General features: G+C 50.9%; 14 protein-coding genes and 2 pseudogenes. 2 read left to right on the top strand and 14 right to left on the bottom strand.

From position 1 onward, the window contains the following. Window positions 1–105: 105 nt before the first annotated feature. The 13 genes and pseudogenes from DOU54_RS13610 to DOU54_RS13555 all read right to left on the bottom strand — a co-directional run. Entirely contained in the window at window positions 106–1,269 is a 1,164-nt protein-coding gene (locus DOU54_RS13610; protein WP_113731428.1) for a glycosyltransferase family 4 protein, read from the bottom strand. Next, the gene (locus DOU54_RS27165; RefSeq protein WP_146617363.1) at window positions 1,266–2,297 is read right to left on the bottom strand and encodes a rhamnosyltransferase WsaF family glycosyltransferase; all 1,032 of its coding nucleotides are present in this window, start codon (window positions 2,295–2,297) and stop codon (window positions 1,266–1,268) included. The genes DOU54_RS13610 and DOU54_RS27165 overlap by 4 nt, the downstream gene beginning before the upstream one ends. 106 nt (window positions 2,298–2,403) lie before the next feature. After that, a complete protein-coding gene (locus DOU54_RS13605) occupies window positions 2,404–4,719 on the bottom strand; it encodes a class I SAM-dependent methyltransferase (RefSeq protein ID WP_113731427.1) in 2,316 nt (771 codons plus the stop codon). Window positions 4,720–4,722: 3 nt separating this feature from the next. After that, a complete protein-coding gene (locus tag DOU54_RS13600; protein WP_193603341.1) occupies window positions 4,723–7,188 on the bottom strand; it encodes an HAD-IA family hydrolase in 2,466 nt (821 codons plus the stop codon). Beyond that, window positions 7,181–8,443 (bottom strand): glycosyltransferase, encoded by a 1,263-nt coding sequence (locus DOU54_RS13595; RefSeq protein WP_113731425.1) that lies wholly within the window; start codon window positions 8,441–8,443, stop codon window positions 7,181–7,183. The genes DOU54_RS13600 and DOU54_RS13595 overlap by 8 nt, the downstream gene beginning before the upstream one ends. A 57-nt stretch (window positions 8,444–8,500) precedes the next feature. After that, complete coding sequence (locus tag DOU54_RS13590) at window positions 8,501–9,634, bottom strand: hypothetical protein (RefSeq protein WP_113731424.1); 1,134 nt, start codon at window positions 9,632–9,634, stop codon at window positions 8,501–8,503. 46 nt (window positions 9,635–9,680) lie between these two features. Continuing rightward, window positions 9,681–11,048 (bottom strand): ABC transporter ATP-binding protein, encoded by a 1,368-nt coding sequence (locus DOU54_RS13585; protein WP_113731423.1) that lies wholly within the window; start codon window positions 11,046–11,048, stop codon window positions 9,681–9,683. Next, a complete protein-coding gene (locus DOU54_RS13580) occupies window positions 11,038–11,856 on the bottom strand; it encodes an ABC transporter permease (protein WP_113731422.1) in 819 nt (272 codons plus the stop codon). Before DOU54_RS13580 ends, DOU54_RS13585 begins: the two co-directional genes overlap by 11 nt. Then, window positions 11,853–12,179 (bottom strand): glycosyltransferase, encoded by a 327-nt coding sequence (locus DOU54_RS28460; RefSeq protein WP_146617362.1) that lies wholly within the window; start codon window positions 12,177–12,179, stop codon window positions 11,853–11,855. The genes DOU54_RS13580 and DOU54_RS28460 overlap by 4 nt, the downstream gene beginning before the upstream one ends. 29 nt (window positions 12,180–12,208) lie before the next feature. Next, a protein-coding gene (locus DOU54_RS13570; RefSeq protein ID WP_085947932.1) for an IS5-like element ISKpn12 family transposase occupies window positions 12,209–12,969 on the bottom strand; the annotation gives its coding sequence in 2 pieces (ribosomal slippage) (window positions 12,209–12,645 and window positions 12,645–12,969; 762 coding nt in all). A gap of 63 nt (window positions 12,970–13,032) precedes the next feature. Next, window positions 13,033–13,917, bottom strand: a complete 885-nt coding sequence (locus tag DOU54_RS13565; protein WP_113731420.1) for a glycosyltransferase — start codon at window positions 13,915–13,917, stop codon at window positions 13,033–13,035. 218 nt (window positions 13,918–14,135) lie between these two features. Next, window positions 14,136–15,386 (bottom strand): annotated as a pseudogene (locus DOU54_RS13560) (mannose-1-phosphate guanylyltransferase/mannose-6-phosphate isomerase); the annotation flags it as partial. A 319-nt stretch (window positions 15,387–15,705) separates the two neighbouring features. Further along, window positions 15,706–16,187 (bottom strand): annotated as a pseudogene (locus DOU54_RS13555) (transposase); the annotation flags it as partial. A gap of 388 nt (window positions 16,188–16,575) precedes the next feature. Between DOU54_RS13555 and DOU54_RS13550 the strand changes: the two are divergent. Together DOU54_RS13550 and DOU54_RS13545 are read left to right on the top strand one after the other, a co-directional pair. Beyond that, entirely contained in the window at window positions 16,576–18,339 is a 1,764-nt protein-coding gene (locus tag DOU54_RS13550; RefSeq protein WP_113731418.1) for an ABC transporter ATP-binding protein, read from the top strand. A 101-nt stretch (window positions 18,340–18,440) separates the two neighbouring features. Next, window positions 18,441–18,755 (top strand): transposase, encoded by a 315-nt coding sequence (locus tag DOU54_RS13545; protein WP_286079906.1) that lies wholly within the window; start codon window positions 18,441–18,443, stop codon window positions 18,753–18,755. A gap of 161 nt (window positions 18,756–18,916) precedes the next feature. Here DOU54_RS13545 and DOU54_RS13540 read toward each other — a convergent pair. Beyond that, window positions 18,917–19,084 (bottom strand): transposase domain-containing protein (locus DOU54_RS13540; RefSeq protein WP_146617361.1); only part of this gene is annotated, 168 nt, incomplete at its 5' end.

The raw sequence follows: 19,084 nt of genomic DNA, 5'->3' as shown, positions 1-19,084 counted from the left end.
GGCTGGCCTGTCTCTGAAATCGAGGCGCTTATGCCCTGGAACTTCAAGCCCCACGCCCTCGGCTAACCGCTTACCCTTCAGCTTGCTGATGCAGTTTTCAAGACATTATGCGGGCTTTGCCGAAAAATTTTGATAAAGTGTCGAGATCTGCGCCATTACATGCGCCTCAGTAAAACCAGAAATGATTCGTTGGCGAGCATTGATGCCCGCCTGTACAACCTTTTGTCGATCCTGAGCCAATGCGCAGATGCGTTCCGCGAGCGCTACGGCATTATTCGGTGGCACCAGCCATCCTTCCAGCCCATCGCGGACAAGATCACGGCAGCCCGGTACATCGGTTGTCAAAATAGCCCGTTCGCAGGCAGCAGCTTCAAGGAGCGAACGAGGCAACCCTTCCCCCCCCCTCGTCGGTAGACAGGCGAGGTCATGTGCTCCCCAGACCTCCCGCACATCGTGCGTCCCGCCACGCCATTCGATGCCCGGGAGCTTTGACCAGTTTTTCAGAATGTATTCCGATAGCGATCGTGGATTGGACGGGTCGGGCGTACCGTAAAGAGAAAGACTGACGTTATGCCCTCTTCCGCGGGCGATAGACACGGCTTCCACGGCGAGATCTGCACCCTTCGACCAGACCATTCGACTGACCATGGCGATCTTCAGGCCTTTGTCTGCCGGCGGGGCGGCTGGCGTATAAAACTCAGGATCGACACCCGCACCCGGCACCACCGTGACATCTGGGGAAAGTCCAAAACTCAAGGGATCGGTAACGTTTTCAAACAAGAAATGGTTATCACCGCGCAGTGCTATAAGTCGAATAACACTTTTCAGCATGCGTCGAGAGATGTGAGCGCTAAAACCTGTGTTGGCGGTAAGCAGGCCGCCACCCGTGACCGCAAGGACGCGGTTTTTCACGCAAGCGAGATTGGCGGCAAATCCTCCCAGGATGATTGAGCGCAGGGCAATGCAGTGAACGATATCGATTTTTTCCGCGCGTAGGATTTTTGACACGCGCCAGACGGAGGCCGCAACCGACAGCGGCCCAATATTGCGTCTTTCGACATTGAGGGGCACGACGCGAGCACCTAGGCTTTCGAGCATTTGCCGGTGCCGGTCAACGCGGGCGACGATGACCGGCTCGAGACCGGCAGCCTGCGCCGCAAGAAGCATAGGAATGAAATGCGAGACAAAGAACCAGTCCTCGGAGACGATGAAAGCGATGCGCAATTTGGGGTTCCTGCCGATTATAAAGTTGCGCTTAAGAACGCTCATTCTTCTGAGAAAGCTATATAGGCTTTCACGAGCTTCTCGCGAACTCTATGACGCCAACGAACAGTAGCGATTGAGGGGATGTTTTCAGTAACCTGCCTCCGGTAAGATGCAGCTCGCAAAATTTCGTTGAACGCCTTCGAACTCTCAGCAAGCTCATCGTACGCGTTATGGTGGTGTGTCGTTTGGTGCTGGTTTTGCCCTCGCCCCGTTTCATCCACTGCACGAATGAGAGCGTTAGCGAGCGAAAGGTGGTCAGGTGCTGCTAGTATCGAATACCCACTTAACGCGTCTTGCCGCGTGTTTTCGGCATCTATATCCACCACACGGAGGTTGCATGCGGCCATCTCAAATGGAACGCGCGATGGATTACTAGCACTAATACAAAATCCTACTGAAGCTCTATTATAAAGACTAGCACAACCTTCACGGGATTGAATTCCGAAATCGATCACCTGCAAGCTGGGTTTATATTTCGAACCGTACGACCATATCTCGATATCTGGGCGCCGAGTTTTTACTATTGCAAGAGCGGTATGCGCTAGAGCGCTACAACGGCGAGGCTTCTCTGGCTGATGCAAATAACATATAGACTTGGAGCGAGGCACGTTTTTATTGCGGAAGTAAATCGTGTCGTCCACGGAGAACGGAATGTAGTATGGAGCTTTGCTGCTCAAAGCTCCAACTTTCTTCGCTAACCAATTGCCAAGAACTACAGGGGTAAGCCCTAGGCGATAACTCTGCTCCGCGCGTAAGTAGTTGTCGCCACGTGCGTAAAACCAAGGTTCGTAATCTTGAATAAAGTACGCTTTCCTAGGAGAATTGCACGCCGCAACATCGTAGGCAGTACGCCATGAGGTAGCTACGGCAAGATCGGAACTCAATTTAATAGCTTCATGGCCGAGCTCTACGCAAATCCCCATTTTTTGGAGCTGGCTCCTAAGTTCGTGAAATTGTTTCCTTCTCGATGAAAATGGAGATGAGGCCTCACGCATATCTACACAAGCAATGCAGTGTATCCCGTCTGCCACCATCCTTTCCATATGCGCGTATATAGTCCGATGGCCGCCAGAAGCGGTTATTGGAAAAGGTATGAGCCATCGAACGGTAAAGTTTCTCATGGAACCACTTATGTTATCAAGATTTCAGTCTTGCTTCGAGGGCGTTTATTTCGGCAAGGCGCTGCTCGGCTATCGAGAAAAGGTGGTTTCGCTCAGCTCCCAAGCGCTCGATTTCTGCGAGACGCTGCTCGGCTGTCTCATATAGTTCTGTACGTTCCCTTCCTAGGCGTTGAATTTCCGTTAAACGTTCTTCTGCGACCGCGTAAAGCTCGTCCCGTTCCGCACCAACTCGGCTGATTTCAGCTAAACGAAGTTCAGCGGTTTCGTAAAGCGCAGTGCGATCCTGCCCAAGGCGCTTGGTTTCTTTTAAGCGCTCTTCTGCCGTTCGATAAAGATCCCGAAATTCTCGATCGAGATGGTGAATTTGGTCGAGTCGTTCCTCAGCCACTGCTGACAATACAATATTATCGCTAGATAGACGCTGTCTTACACTTGTCCAATCGCGAGCCATTAAACTGTACAAAAGGCCAGGCTCATGAGCTGCGGCCCTCAAACCGTCAACTGCGAATGCGCACCTGCTACCGATATCGGTCAACAATGAAACCTCCGGAAGACCAAAGGTTAGAGGCGCTTCAACCGATCCGATGATATTCAACCAGTCGCCTGAGAATGCTGCTAACGTCGTGCGTATCCCCTCACGCCAGCAACACTCGGCGCAGGCGATGTCGTGGCGCTGGTATGCAATTACCCCTAACGTATACCATGCGCTAACCGTTTTGATTGCTAAAAGAGGGCTAAACTTTTTCGCATTGTAGGCAACCAGGTTCTCGAAAGTTCGCTTTGCGCAATCTATCTCCTCATTTGCTAGGTGCAATTGCGCTTTAAGATAAGTAAGCGAGACCTTCCAACGTACACCTATCGCGCTTTCCGGTAGATTCCCGATAGCGTCAGCGAGTCTGGGAATAAAGTTAGCGCGCTCAACAGCCCGCTCGTCGGCTAGAAGTAAATATCCTTGGACAGAAAGAGCAGCAGCGGCGTCTACTATCGGACAGGATTCCAGACTAAGCGTTGCTTTGGAAAGAGAATCCAGCGCCTCGGGGGACTGTAACCGCCAAGGAATCGCGATAAGTGATTTGTATAGCCACGGATTCTGGTAGTCCCGAGAAATCGCCAAGACGTTGAAATCGTCCGAAGAGCTGTAATCAGGGAACGATGTCTCTTCGTAGGCGACTCCTTGATGAGAGAGTGGGTCCTTCATTGCGGTTGCTAGCAACCACTCCGAGTCCGCGAGGCGACTATCGTCGGCACAAGGGTCAAGCCTCCAAATACCCCGCTTGCCCTCGTAACACTTGAAACCGCCGCCGGCAGTCTGGCCAAAGAGTTCTTCAAAACGGAAAGTTTGTGCCAACTCTCTTACAAGACGCGCACGGTCATATACGTGCAAATGGAATGGATTTGGATCGCAACCAGTTTCGTCAACCCAAAGATTCGGGACACTGACGATAATGCGACCAGTAGGACGTAGGACGCGAAACGCTTCGTTGATAACGGCTTGCGGATCCCCAACGTGTTCGAGGGTTTCAAAAGATACGAAGAGATCTACCGAATTATCCGCTATCGACGATAAATCGGTTGCTGACCCAAGCTTGAACTCTGTTCGCTCACTTTCAAAATTGCGTGTCGCGTAATCGATGGCAAATCGGTCTATATCGATTCCCATGATGCGCGAGGCTGGTGAATTGGCAGCCAGCATTGCACTTCCGTAGCCGAGACCGCACGCGACATCAACGACTACGTCTCCCGGACGAACATACGAGGCGGCGTGGTGATATCGCACCATATGCCCTTCCGATCTTCTACCGCTTTCCCTCGCCATGTCCATGTGGAGCGACCGCTCTTCCAAGAGCTTCTCATACGAATATGAATCGAGAGATTTCTGCGGAACGGCTTGCATCAGTACGGTGCCTGTGGCGGCTTCAAACTCCAATCCAGAGAAGGATAAGACATCGAAATAACGGGGGATTTTTCTAAATCCGCCTTCGATGAATTTGGTCTCCCACCAATGACGAGACCGTCTGATAGAGGTGGGCACCTCAGGCGTAAACCGGACCTTCGCTATGATATATTTTATTCCGAGAGAGCGGCACGTTTCGCAGAATTGCTTAATCTCACGTTCGTCGAGCTCATCAATCGAATGGAAGGCTATGAGAGCGTCTGGCTTGTGAACAAGCTCGGGCGTCTGCGACAAAACGTCAAGGGAAGTTGACTCCACCATGATCCCTTTTTGCCGCAATATTGGCGCAACCACTTCTGGCCCGCCGCCAATTTCGACGAATGAGCGGATACCCACTGCCCGCATTATCTCTTCAGCGAAAATCGTAACAGAATCCATAATTCACCCTTTAAAGATGTACAGCCGCTGAACTCTTCTCTTGATGGATCGAGAGATTTTTATCATTCGGTTCCAGTGGTTCTCGCGCATGATTAAGCCACGAACAGAAATGCACGAAGCCGCAGGTACGTGACGCTTCTTTAACCGTGCTATTACCCGAACTGCTCTGTAACATATATTCAGCGGGATCATGTCGGCTAAACTCAAAGGGGCCGACAACTGATGCAGCAAGACACGGCGGCTCTCCCGACGGCCTGCGTCTTGCATCTTTCGCATATTAGATGATCCTAGTTCTTCTAACTCGTTCCGAATGCAGGTCGTGGCAGTTGGTTGTAGGACCGACTTTCGGGGGGAAGGCTCGTGCCAGACAATCCAAGGCGCTAACTGTTGATCCGAGGGGGGCAGCATCCGCACGCCACGAATGACGGCAACGACAAATTGCCCCACTAGTCCCAGCTTCTGCCGAACCAAGGCATAGGGCCAGAAGGATCTGGATAAAAGGTTTACCGTCTGCCGTGGACGAGTAAGTCGCAAAGGACCATCCGAAAATGCGACTACTTCAGAGGATCCAAGGTCAGAGACGTTCTTGGCGCGCGATATCCAAGCCGCCTCGCTGCGGGTCGGAAATCGCACTGCGCGCGCGACAGTTGACCTGGCATATGGCATCATGTCTTCCGGTTTAATTTCAAAAATTCGAGCTGCTGTCTTGTAGTGCTGAGCGTAATCCAAGATTCCTAGCTGCACGTTTGCAATTGCAGGATCAGACTTCGCCTCAGTCTGACGAGATTCCTCTGAATCACCTTTCGTAATGGGTCTAACACCATTTCCGTCGTCACTGTAACCTACGACGGTTCCGTGCGGTGCACGTGTCATTACCTCAAATAGAAATACGAACTCTAGAGCCGCCCAGCCATACCACTCAGCATGTCCCTGATCGCACAAAGTCCAGTCAACCCAACTAGCATTAGTTTTTCGGAGGTGTGCGATATTATTAAGGCCTAGATATAGGCCCATTATTTGAGGGCGGTCGGCCAGATTTTCCAGCGCTACCGCAAGATTTTCTTGTATTTGTGCGCCCCACCCAACGTCGACTACCGCGACTCTATCGGTTGCAAAAAATCCTACCCCACGAAGGTAGCTTACAAGGTTAAAACGACCTTTTTCCGCTTGGGTCTCAACCACTGCCATAAAATCGGAATTTCTCAAGAAGGCAGCAAGTGGTGGCCAACTCAAAAAGTTAGGAGGCAATGGAGCATCCACATCAGTGATTCCAACTGAGCAGGCCATTTCAGATAGCTTTGCTTTGGGAATGCGGAGCGGTTGCACGAGGTTTCTCAAAGAGAAGTGACCAGTATTGGCGAGTGCAGAGGAAATCTCTCTTAAGCCGTATCGCGCTCCGTCCATCGCTGCTACAAAAGTGGATAGTCGCGAGACTCCAAGATAATGGCTCTCAGTCTGTGATTGGGCACCAGAAATCAAGGGAGCAACCGCATCAAATAATTGTTTAAGTAATAGGCCTTCTCGCGCGAAAAAAAATGCCTTTGTGATTCCATAATCATGGCAACGCGCCGCCACAGCATGTGCGAATGGAACCAGAATGGGACCAAGCACTTTCAACCCATACGCTTCTTCCGGCGTACCAACCACACCAGGCGCCGCTTGAGCGTACGCTGCCGCGCACACACCCTTCCATGCGCGGTCGTGTTTTTGCCTTGAGTAATCATATTCCAAACGATCAAATCGTGAAGATAGAACCTTATCTCGTATAACCAGTGCTCTGACACCAGCACGTTGCGCCATAACACCATCACTGATGAAGTTGTCGCCGATATGGATGCACTTTTCAGGAGTTACACCAGTCAATTCCAGAACATGCCCGAACATCCTGCCGGTTCGTTTCAGCTTTCCAGTATCTGCTGAAACAAAAATATCATCGTACAGGCCATCAAAGCCATTTGCCGACAATATTTTTGTGACATACTTTTTTCCAAGATACATATCGGAGGTCAAAACTACCCGTGCACCCCTCAGTTTCAGCTCGCTTAGTAGAGAAAGCATTACGGGGTTTGGAAATATTGTTTCGATCTCCAGCGCAATCTCGCGTTCTACTGTTTCTGCAGCCACTGAAGCATCGCCGTCAAAAGGGCCTCCCGCTAGAATTCGGACCCAAGGCAATGCGAGATCATCCAGGTGAGCGTCGGTATCAAGACCTTGCGCAACTAACGTTTCCGCTGCTTCAAGGTATGCGTCCGACCTTGCTTTCATTACGTCTCGGGAGATATTTAACCCACGGGCATGCAACTCGGTGCACAACTCTCTTCCGATTGTTTCTATAATTGCGTTAGGAGCAACTCTTCTATGTACGATCGTGTCGAAAACATCGAATGAAAACAGGAGATCATTGTCACTATCTTGCAGTCTCAGTATGTCGGCAGCAAGTTTTTTAAAGTTATTGAAACGTTTAAGCATGTTCTGAGCCGACCGTTTGTTTACGAATATGTGCATCGATCAGGTTCTCGTATAGCTCAGTGTGAGCTGCAAGGAACTGCCGATGTGAGTACACCTGCTCAGCTCTCTGGCGCGCAGCCCTGCCCCATTCGGCCGCGACGCCGGCCGCAAGGCCTCGTTTCAGGGCCTCTACCAAAGCGGAAATATCGAGCGCAGGTACCGTTATTCCCGTCTCATTCTGTACAACCATTTCAGTGATTCCACCTACCCCAAAACCTACAAATGGTACACCGCAAGCCATTGATTCTAATATCGTTAAAGGCATATTTTCCGCCAATGAGCAGAAAAGCAGAATATCGCTCGCTGCGTAGATTTCCGCCAGCTTACGGCTATCTGAAATATAACCAGCCTCAAAAAAATCGAAGCCTTGCAGCATACCTCTGGCGTTGTCGTCTATAACCCCAACAACCAGAAGATATGGCCGCGAGCCTCCTTCAAAGGTGCGCATCGCGTCTAGTGCAAGCTGCACTCCCTTACGAGGATCTTTGATGTGCCCCGCCGTTAGCAACACGATTTGCCTGTCGGCAGGAATACCATATTTCTTTCTGACATCCGATCGTTCAATCGGTACAAATTGATCCACATCAACTCCATTCGGGATCACAGTAGGTTTGCTGCTGAGCATACCGCTCGAGACAGCAAAATCCGCCATCCACTCCGATGGAGTAATTAGCGTTATATTTTGGGAAGCATGCAGCCGAGTTTTAACGCTTCGCAACGCGCGCGTGAAATCAAAGCGAGTGTCTATCGGCCAAGTGCCCAGCTGCGGACAGGATCCGCAGCCCAATTTGTATCGCTCGCAGCTCATCGGATAAAGACAGCCACCTGTTACCGGTGAGCAATCGTGCATTGTCCAAACTACAGGCTTAGAGCGCGACAAATGGAGCAACGTCAAAGGTGAAATTGCCGATGATATATCGTGAAAATGGAATAAATCGAATTGCTCGACTCTACCGTTCCGATAGAAGATGGGAAGTTCATATGGTACGAGCTCCGGCATCGACAGGATGGCTTTAGTGGCATTATGTGCTTTTCGGATCACGCGTTCGAGACTTCCGTACAACGGCCGTCTTCGATGGTCATACCCTTTGCCTGTCCAACTCACCCAATGTTCGGCTGAATAGCCATCCGAGAACAACAGTTGACTGAGTTCCTCGGCTACTCGACTTGCGCCACCTCCGAATGAGTCTGCTTTGCTAACCTCACAGATACGCATTTCAGGTCTGATCTTTCCAATTCATCGTTCAACTAGAGCTACCCACGCGTGCTTAGATTACCCTCTCTTACTGAGAGAGACATCAAGCGCAATTAAAAGTCTGCGAATAACCGGCGCTATGTGTGGCACATCGCGCTGTAGCAGCGCCCAGGGCCAGCCACTAGTGGCCAATTTCTCAGCAGCTGATTGTCGGCGTTCGGCGCTAAGCAAAGCGACGATCAAATCGGTCGCAGCCAATCGATCTGAACTCAGCATTTCACCAGAACCAAAGCGCTCATCACGCTGGGCGGCAAAATACGGCTCATACACACTTCTGTGCGGCCGTTCTAGGAGCATGATAGTCTCGTCCAGAGCTCTTTTGCCATGTGATATCGTATCGAGGCTCCAGTGCGAAGCCATTTGCTCCATGGTGGCGCGGAGAGATAGTATCTGAGACCAAACTTCTGGTCCGAATAGGTCTTTCTTCTGTTCGATATTTGGTATCGATGTGCCGTCGACGATATCATAGCCAATCACCGCCCCGCTTCGATCTGTCAGCAAAAATTCGAGAGGCGCGCCAAATCTTAGGCGCCGCAGAAGCGCAACAGTACGACTTCCCTCAGGGATGAGAACTTCCTTTTTCCTAACATTTTCTGCCTGCTCGGAAAAGAAAGGTTGCAAGTGGAAGTAGTAGCCGAGCCATAAATTATCTGGATACAATCTTGCAAGATTGTCTTGTATACTGCCTCTCCATCCAATGTCCGCAACAAGAACCCGTTCGCGTTCAGAAATTCCATGTCGATTTAAGTAGGCTGTGAGGGCTTCGCGTTGGGAAACGCGACGCCGCTCTAGATGGATGACGGGGTCGCCCTCTCCTTCATGACCAAGGCTACTCATTAAAGCGCGCTCGCTGGCGTTCTTATACTGGCCACGACGAAAGTCTGAAATCGCGGCTTCTACGGAATGAAAACTGGGCAAATAAGTCGAAAATCGACTTACGGCAAGGTGACATGCACGCGGATATTGTCCAGGTTGGCGGGCGCGCAGACGCAATTTCTCATACTGGTCAGTCAGCCATATACCTTCTCGAGAGAGAAAGAATATCTTATCGACGCCTAGCTTCATGGCACGCTGACCAACTTCAATCAGATACCAATGAAAAATCGGGTATTTTATCGGTTCACCGAAGCAGCTTTTGATGAACCGCACCATGACTTTTTCCTTAAGAGTAGCTCAGGATTGCTATTTCGAATTTCGTTTAAAAATTCTCAGCTGATCTATCAACTAGCGAAGCAACCATCCGCATATCACAAACACCGCCAAAGAAGTACTCGCGCAGAGGCATTGTGACGGAGAAAAAATTGGCTTCGTCTTTCCAACTCAAAATACGCTGAGCATTAAAGTATTTGTCTCTTTCTAAAGACACATAAGATTGTATTTCGTAAAAACCAAGTCCGAGGGAACAAGAGCAGCTCAGCTCGATGGTAAATATTTCATTTTCACCAAATTCTCGATCCCAAAAAACTTCGCCTTGTTGGCGGCCGGCCCAGATAGCGATGTCCTGATTCAGTGTTCCCCAAGAGTATATTTTGATTCCCTGCTTATTCCGGATACGAACGCCGACATTGAGATTATTCAGCGATCTGTGAGCAATTACTGTCATCCTTATTAAAATATTCTCTCCGGGTTCGAAAACATTCGTTTCCACACCGTTGGAATTATGAACCGTTACGCCGACAACTTCCGCATCACCAGAGCCGAAATCTAGTGCTGACGAGCGTGTGATATTTCTTTCACGTGCTACATCAGCCGGACCGTCGGTCACTAGCTCAGCGACGCTCGCCTCAATTTTTGCATTTGCTACCTGATCGGCAAGGGAGGCCGTCTCCTTGGCGTGTAGGAGTTTCCGATATTCTAATACGACCTCACTCGAGTCGCCCCACATAATTTGAGAGCCGTTATCGATGAGAAGCGCCTTATTAGTTAGGGTTCTAACGGTTTCCTGATCGTGCGAAACGAACAAAAGTGTTACGCCGTTAGCGCGCATTGCCTCGATCCTCTCGAAGCAACGCTTCTGAAAGAGGTTGTCACCGACTGCTAAAGCCTCGTCAACGATCAGTATTTCTGGATCAACGTGGACCGCGACCGAAAACGCCAAGCGCATCTGCATTCCGCTCGAATATGTGCTGACCTTTTGATCAACGAACGTACCGATACCTGAGAAATTCACAATGTCGTCGTACCGATCATCAATCTCGGCGCGGGTAAGGCCAATTATCGCCGCATTAAGATAGATATTCTCTCGGCCGGTGAATTCGGGGTCGAAACCCGAACCCAGTTCCAGAAGCGCAGAAATTCGGCCTCTAACCGAAATTTCGCCAGACGTTGGCCTAAGGGTGCCACAAATCATCTGGAGCAACGTGGACTTGCCCGAACCGTTTGTTCCCACTATCCCAACGGCAGACCCTTTCTCGACTTCGAAGTTTATGTCCTTCAGTGCCCAAAAATCTCGGTGGAAGCGTTTCCGTCCGCGCCATGCCAACTCCTTGAGCCTATCTACGGGACGATCATACAACTCATATTTTTTGCTTATGTGGCGAGCGCTAATGAGAATTTCAGATGACATCAGCGAAAGCTTTCTTCGTTTTGATGAACCACCAATAACCGACCGAAGCGATCAACGCCGAAACAATCGTCACGATCAACAGATGAATTGGATCCGGACGGCGGTCACTAAATATCACATCTCGTGATTGCTCAATGATCCACGCCAAGATGTTGTAGCGCAGTAACCAAGGATATTTGACTGATAGCATTTCGGACGGATAAAATATCGCCGACATAAACATAAGTATCGTCATAATTATTGGTACGATGTTACGCATGTCCCGCAAAAAGACAGACAACGAAGAAATAAACCACATTGCTCCTAGTGAAATTAGTATTAATGGCAAAATTATAATTGGAAGCAATAAAAATGAGATTGCTGGCTGGCCTATTAAGGTCAAGTAAAGTACAAAAAATAAAAGTAAATTGATCGCGAAATTTCGTAGCGCGGTTGTTACAGTTACATATGGAAGAATTTCAAGCGGGAAAACGACCTTTTTAACCAGCGCAACCCTTCCAAGGATCAAATTTGGAGCTTGTCCCACACAATCGGCTAGTAAGTTAAAGACGGTCAAACCGAGAAAAATTTTAAGTGCTGAAGTCGCAGCAGCGCCGCTCATATCTCCGGACCAACGTACATTAAATACGTATGCGAAAACGAATGTGTACATGGCAATTTGAATTAGGGGGGCGACTATACCCCACAGCCATCCAAGATAGGTGTTCGCATTTCTTGCTGCCATTTCGCGAGCACTAAGTGACATGACTAAATCATAATGCTTAATCAGAGGCCGGTAGAAAAGTACTTCGTTTATATTGGGTCTCATCCTAGACTGCCAAGGCTGGTTGATACGCTGCGTGTTGAACGTCGTAGTAAATCACTATGGAGTTCGTCGTAAGCCTGCTCGTATCGCAAAATAGAATCTAACAAATCATAGTGCGAAGCTATCCGACCTCTGCCTCGTTGGCCCATAGTTACTCTAGATTCCTCTGACTGTTGGGCAGCGCTCGTTATAGCGTCAGCCATTTCTTCAAATCCACCGGGTGAGGTAACCCATCCGCAATCCGACACTATCTCGGCACAGTCTCCAATGTCAGTTGCGACCGCAGGGACCTCGCAAGCCATCGCTTCGCAAAGAGCGAGCGGCAATGCTTCTCCGTAGGGTCAGGACTCATTGCTCATAGCCAGAAGATAACGGTCGCAGCGAGAGCGATGGCGGAGAGAAAGGCCATTGGGCACCGGTCGTAACGCGTAGCGACACGCCGCCAGTCTTTGAGACGCCCGAACATGATCTCGATCCGGTTGCGCCGTTTGTAGCGGCGTTTGTCGTATTTGATGGTCTTCTTGCGGGATTTTCGACCTGGAATGCAGGGAGTGATCCCCTTCGCCTGTAAAGCGTCACGATACCAGTCGGCATCATAGCCACGGTCGGCCAGCAACCATTTGGCCTTGGGAAGTTCATCAAGCAAGGCGGCAGCACCGGTGTAATCGCTGACCTGGCCTGCCGTTATGAAGAAGCTGATCGGGCGACCACTCGCATCCGTTACGGCATGAAGCTTGGTGTTCATGCCGCCTTTCGTGCGTCCAATCAGGCGGCCCGCGCCCCCTTTTTTACCCGCAAGCTGGAAGCCGTGCGGTGGGCCTTGAGATAGGTCGCATCGATCATGATGGTCTTGTGCTCTGCGGCTTCAGGCACGGCCAGACCTTCCATCATCTGGATAAATACGCCCTTGTCGCCCCAGCGTTTCCAGCGGTTATAAAGCGTCTTCGCCGGGCCATATTCCTTCGGCGCATCACGCCAACGCAGCCCGTTGCGGTTGACGAAGATGATGCCGCTCAGAACGCGTCGATCATCAACGCGCTGGCGGCCATGGCTCTTGGGGAAATAGGGCTGAAGACGAGCCATTTGCTCGTCCGTCAGCCAAAACAAATTACTCATCAGTCGGGCTCCTATACGCCCATCTGAATCACAGCCGTCAGTTCAAATCAATGGGTCCTGACCCTAGGCAGACGATATAACGAAAAGATCTAAGGCGGAGAGCACTGGACGGATGTCTTTAACCGCGCCAAGCAGCAATACTTTGTCTGTGATTTGAAGGTCACTCAACAGCGTGTTTAGTGCTTGATTTTGGCGCGTTATTCCTTCACCTGCTAAAACTAGGTGTAGCGTTCTGTTTCCGCGTAATGCCAATTCAAACGCTTTTAATAGAGTAGTGTGGTCCTTTTGCGGATGCCACCGCGCCGTGCTACCTATTAAAAACCTGCCGTGGAAGCCGTGGGCTCTGCGAAAGGTCTCTCGAGCTTCGGGTAACCGTTGAAAACGTTCGGTGTCGATACCGTTTTCAATCACCGCCGATTTAGAGACGTTATAGCCGATGTCAGAATGAAATTTTTGCGATGAATAAGAGCAAAAGATGGTTTTATCGGGTAGACTGGCAGAGAGTAGCTTCCCGCACCATACCGCGAGACGTGTCGTTGTTTTAGTATATTTTCGCTCTAGGTAGGTTGCGTGTATCGACCACAACAACGGCGTTCTGCTGCGGGCCAGCAGGCTGCCAACGAGGTTCGCGTGATACATCCAAGTGTGTACGACATCCGCACGAGCCATAAGTTTGCGTGCGTTAGATAAGTGGCGGGCCGCGGCACGAATGGATGGAAGGCCAAGAGCCACGACTTCGACGCCGTCTTCACGAAGTTGAGTTCCCACCGAACCCAATGAAGTTAAGCTTACAACCTTATGCACGAACCGCTTGGGATCGCTTCCGGAGATGATTGCCTGCAACAACCGTTCTGCACCTCCTATGTTGAGCCCTGTAATTACGTGGACAATTTTTAGAGGGGATTCGATGGCCTGGAACCTTTGGCGTCCGTTTATAAAAGATAACAAGGCGCTCTAAATTAATTGGGCCTCGTTTACAAGGTATGACCTGCGAATGAAGTTTCATCCGGCTTCGATTAGTGCATTTTCGGGTTGTGAACCGCCCCAGGTGTTGATTGCCACTGATGGGTTTGATGGTAAGCGTCCGGTCAGGACATTTCTGACGGACCTTGCATGTGCCACGGCAGGAGTTCGTCGATCCGGTTGATGGGGTGATCGGCGATGCGGGTAACTTCCGCTGCACCCTTGACACATACCAAGTGTTGCGCTCGGTTCAAGTGCTTCTGCAGCGACAGTCTTTTGCCCGGCAGGATGAACAAACGCTTTACCTGAAATCGATCGCCCTTAAGCAATGAGGTATAGCCGCCCCACGAGCGGTAGCAGGTCGGATGAGTTTTCGTTAGGTCAATGGTTTCCCTAGCTTCCGCAAGAGACTTAACCAACTGACTGACTTCTTGTGCCCCGTCTAGACGTCCCACGTAAATGGCATCTTCACTCGCGATAACGGCCATATCTTTTATCCCTTGTACGGCCACATGCGAAGTGCGCGACAAAACAAGCGAATTTTTCGTGTTCATTACGGTGGCGTGACCTATGACGACATTCCCGTTGTTGTCCTTGTCGCCAAACTTCCACACAGCATCCCAACTGCCGAGGTCGGACCAGGCAAAAGTTGAGGTGACGACAGCAGCATTCCTTGTCTGTTCCATTATCGCGTAGTCGACGGAGATGTCTGGGCTTGCTTTAAAGCTCACCTCGTCGAGACGAACGAAATCAAGGTCGACAACGGCGTTCGCCACGGCCGTACCTGCTGCCTTGTAGACAGCCGGCGCCAAAGTCTCAAGTTCTGCCAAAAGCACAGATGCACGACACATGAAGATACCAGAGTTCCAAAAGAACCGACCAGTATCCAGCATTTCTTCCGCGGCGATGCGTTGCGGCTTTTCTACAAAGCGTTTAACCTTGTAAGCACCAGTCGAAAGCGGATCGCCGCGTTCAATGTACCCGTAACCCGTTGCTGGCTCCGTGGGCGCAATGCCGAAGGTAACTATTTTTCCAGACGCGGCTGTTTCGCGCGCGGTGGCGACCGCGTCGCTCCAATCCTTACTTGCATCAATCTCGTGGTCTGACGCCAAAAGCTGCAGGATGGCATCCTCTCCAAATGCCTGTTTTAGAAAAAACGCGGCAGCTCCAATGGCAGCAGCTGTATTTCGTGACACCGGTTCGAGAATGATCGCGGACAAATGTATGCCGACCTCGCGCGCCTGTTCAGCGACAGTAAAACGAAAATCCTGATTGGTGATAACGATGGGAGCGAGATATGTGTCCGAATTCGCAACGCGTTCCAATGTTTCCTGAAATAGCGTCTTCTCATCGACAATCTGAATAAACTGTTTTGGTGCACTTGATCGTGACAAAGGCCAAAGCCTCGTACCCCTGCCGCCGGCCATGATGACGGGAATGATCTTCTGGGTCAAAACGCAATTCTCCGGACTGGTCAACTATAGTTGTATGGCCTTAGCCGGATTAAAGTGCACGTCAATCCACTTGCGGCTAAATTCCATTCAGAACAGGACTTTTTTGATGGGGTTCGCCACCATTTTTTCATCCTCGGCTTCAAGGAGCAACACGCACATGCGAGTTGCTCAGGTGTATACCATCAAATTGCCAAGCTGGACGGTGGCTGTACAGAGAGATAGGAATACGTCGGTACAATGCCCAGTGCTGCAGCGAGACAATGGAATTTTTATCTGTATCGGCGTTGCCACTGTGGCCTCAAAAACCACCACTGTCGCTGCGGATGGTGGGCAGAAGCTCTGCATCCTCGACCTTGTTGTATTGCTCACGCGGCTTTGATTCAGCCGCTCTATGAGGTTAGAAGGGGACACCCAGTGTATCTGCGACGGCCTTCATAGCGAACTGCACTTCGGCAACAAGATCGGCCGCGATATCCGTTTTTTTTAAATCCGCTTTGAAGGGGCTTCGCGGAGGATTTCGAACTCCATCGTGTTGCGGCCGAGCATACACCCCAGTTCGCGGACGCGATCTTCCAGTCTCTTCACTTCCGAATTGCCGACCCCGGCTCGTCAGAATCCACGGCTGCAGCACCTCCCTCGCTCAAAAGCCTGCGCCAGGGATAAAGCAGATTGGGCGCAATGCCGTGACGGCTAGCGGTGGACGACACCGTCTCGCCTGGCAGGAAACCCTGCTCAATGATCGTCAGCTTTTGCTCGGTTGTCCACCGCCAGCAGTTCGACGTGTCGATCCTCGTTAGACATAAGTCTATACCCAAGCCTGTGCTTGAGCCTTTCTGCTCATGCTGACTGTCCGGTCGAAATGGGGGGCAGTTCAGGCCAGCCATGGCCGCATAGCTTAAACGAAATAGCCTCCGGCAAATCTGGAGCGGTTCATGTCGCTGAACGTCTGGCCAGCGTCATGAGTGTCCCATCGGTCCAGCTCGCAATGTTGACACCCGCAGCACGGGAGCGTAATTGGCGTTGCTTAGATCGAACGGGTGGTCTCACCAATCGAGGACGACCTCAGGGCATTCATCCACTGATAGCTTGAGGCAAAAAGATGGACGACGGAAACCTCTTGAAGAGATCTTCTGCAATTTGATGCGGGATGCGAGATCCGTGTGAGCATTAGTAAATAAGGGAAACTTCGGTGATCGGATCGTTTTTGTCGCCAAACGACAAGAAGTTGCTAACGAGGCTTTTGAAAGAGAATTTTAAAAAACACGTTGGATGGTACTCTTCGGCGATCGCAGCGATGCTTGTCGTCGCTGGTATGACGTCTCTGAGCGCATGGATCATGCGTGATATCGTGAACAGCGTTTATCTTAAGCGCGGGTTCAATGTCGTTCTTGAGATTGCCTTAGCAGTCGCCGCTATATTTATAGTGAAAGGCCTCGCCACTTTTGTACAGAGCTATTATCTGAGCAAAGCTGGCAATAGCATTGTGGCAGAGCAACAACGAAAAATCTACGATCGCCTTTTGAAACAGGGTGTCTCCTACTTTCAGAACTTGCCCTCCTCGGAATTGTTGGTTCGTGTCACCTATAATGCGCAGGCAGCGCGTAGCGTCATCGATACCTTGGTCACATCGTTCGTACGTGACCTTTTTTCGCTAGTCGGATTGATCATCGTGATGTTCGCCCAGAATTTCCTTCTGAGCGCGATTTCTTTGATTATCGGACCTGTTGCCATCTTCGGCGTTCGGCTTGTTCTGCGCCGTGTGCGCAAGATTATGGAGGCGGAGCTCGCTTCGCTAGGTGAAATCGTCAATGTCGTTCAGGAAACCAGCATTGGCGTTCGCGTCATTAAGGCATTTTCTCTTGAGAAACTGATGAGGCAGCGCATGAACGAAGCGGTGTCGGATGTGGAACAGCGAGCAAATGGCATTGCGAAATTGGAGGCGGCCACCAGTCCTATTATGGAGACCCTTTCAGGCCTGGCGATAGCAGTCGTGATTGCCGTGTCCGGTTATACTGTGCTTGAGAAGGGCGGCTCTCCAGGCGACTTGATGGCGTTCGTCACGGCTCTCCTTCTCGCGTATGAACCTGCAAAACGCCTCGCCCGCATGCGTGTCCAAATCGAGAGCGGCATGATTGGCGTTCGTATGATGTTTGAGGTTCTGGACGCTCCGTTAACGCTTAGTGAGAAAAAGGACGCCTCGGAACTTCCAAAATTGAATGGCGACGTCGAACTAAAGAATGTGAGTTTCGAATATATTGCAGGCCAACCCGTCCTCAAAGATATTAGCGTGAGATTTAAGGGTGGCAAAATGACAGCGCTGGTCGGCCCTTCGGGTAGTGGCAAATCAACCATCATCAATCTTATCATGCGTCTATATGATCCTCAAGCCGGCGCCGTGGAAGTGAACGGAATGGATTTACGAGACGTCTCTTTTTCAAGCTTACGCAACCTTATGTCCTATGTTGGCCAGGAGACCTTCCTTTTTTCCGGAACCATCCGACATAACATTTCTGTTGGACGCATCGATGCGACGGAAGAAGCGATTTTCGCCGCTGCGAAGGCGGCCCACGCGCATGAATTTATTATGGACCTGCCAGAGGGGTATGATACCAGACTAGGTGAAAATGGTGCGGGGTTGTCTGGCGGTCAAAGGCAACGCATAGCGATCGCCCGCGCAATGCTGAGAGATGCCGATATTCTTGTCTTGGATGAGGCAACCAGTGCACTTGACTCTGAATCCGAAGCTCTTGTTCGAGATGCTTTGGAACGATTAACATCGAACAAGACCACTATTGTTATCGCCCACCGCCTCTCAACGATCGATCGTGCTGACCGAATTGTTGTTATGGACAAAGGCCAGATTGTCGAACAAGGTAGCAAGGACGAACTGCTCGTAAGTGATGGTCTTTACAAGCGATTGCACGATATTCAGTTCGCATCAGATATCACTTAGGGCAGCCGCAGTCCCAACGTAACCGGTGTTCTGCCCCCACATTGTGCGCCGTCGCCTGATCTGTGATCGACGTTCCATGGATGAAGAACGGGAGTTTCTCCATGGAGACTACATTGGAGTTTCTCACAACAAGGAAGGCTGTACGTGAGGCTCATCGACGATGGCCGGACGAGGTCGAAGCGAAGATCGTTTCGGAAAGCTTGAGGCCTGGCACGACGGTCAATGAAGTTGCCCAGCGCTATGGATTGCGAGCCAACAGCCTTTCCACCTGGCGGACGATGGCGCGGCGGGGCGAGCTGCTCCTGCCCGCACCGGAAGATGTGGTAGAGTTCGGGGCATTGATCGTCGATCCGCCAGTTCGGAACCTCCGCCTAAAACGGTTAGCCGCCCTGAGATCGTCCTCGGTCCCGTCATAATCCGTCTTGAGGAAGGGGCACCTGTGGACCAGATTGCTGCCATCGCTCGTTGCCTGGCGGCGGCGGATCTTTCCGTCGAACCGCGTGCGGATCATGGTGGCGACTAAACCTGTGGACTTTCGCAAGGGTCATGATGGCTGTAAGCGGCAAGCTGAGACCGTTCAGCGCGTGTAATTCCAGGGCATGAGTTCATCGAGATCTCTGCTGGGCCAACCATTGGCTATGCGCTCGAGTGTTTGGGTGAGCCAGGCCTGCGGATCGACATTGTTCATTTTCGCTGTTTGAAGGAGCGTGGCGATTGTTGCCCAAGTCCTTCCACCGCCATCGCT

The sequence above is a fragment of the Agrobacterium sp. MS2 genome, from assembly GCF_003261015.1.
Taxonomy (GTDB): domain Bacteria; phylum Pseudomonadota; class Alphaproteobacteria; order Rhizobiales; family Rhizobiaceae; genus Agrobacterium; species Agrobacterium pusense.
Note: the sequence above shows the minus strand (reverse complement) of the source record. Positions and strands in the feature narration are given on the sequence as shown.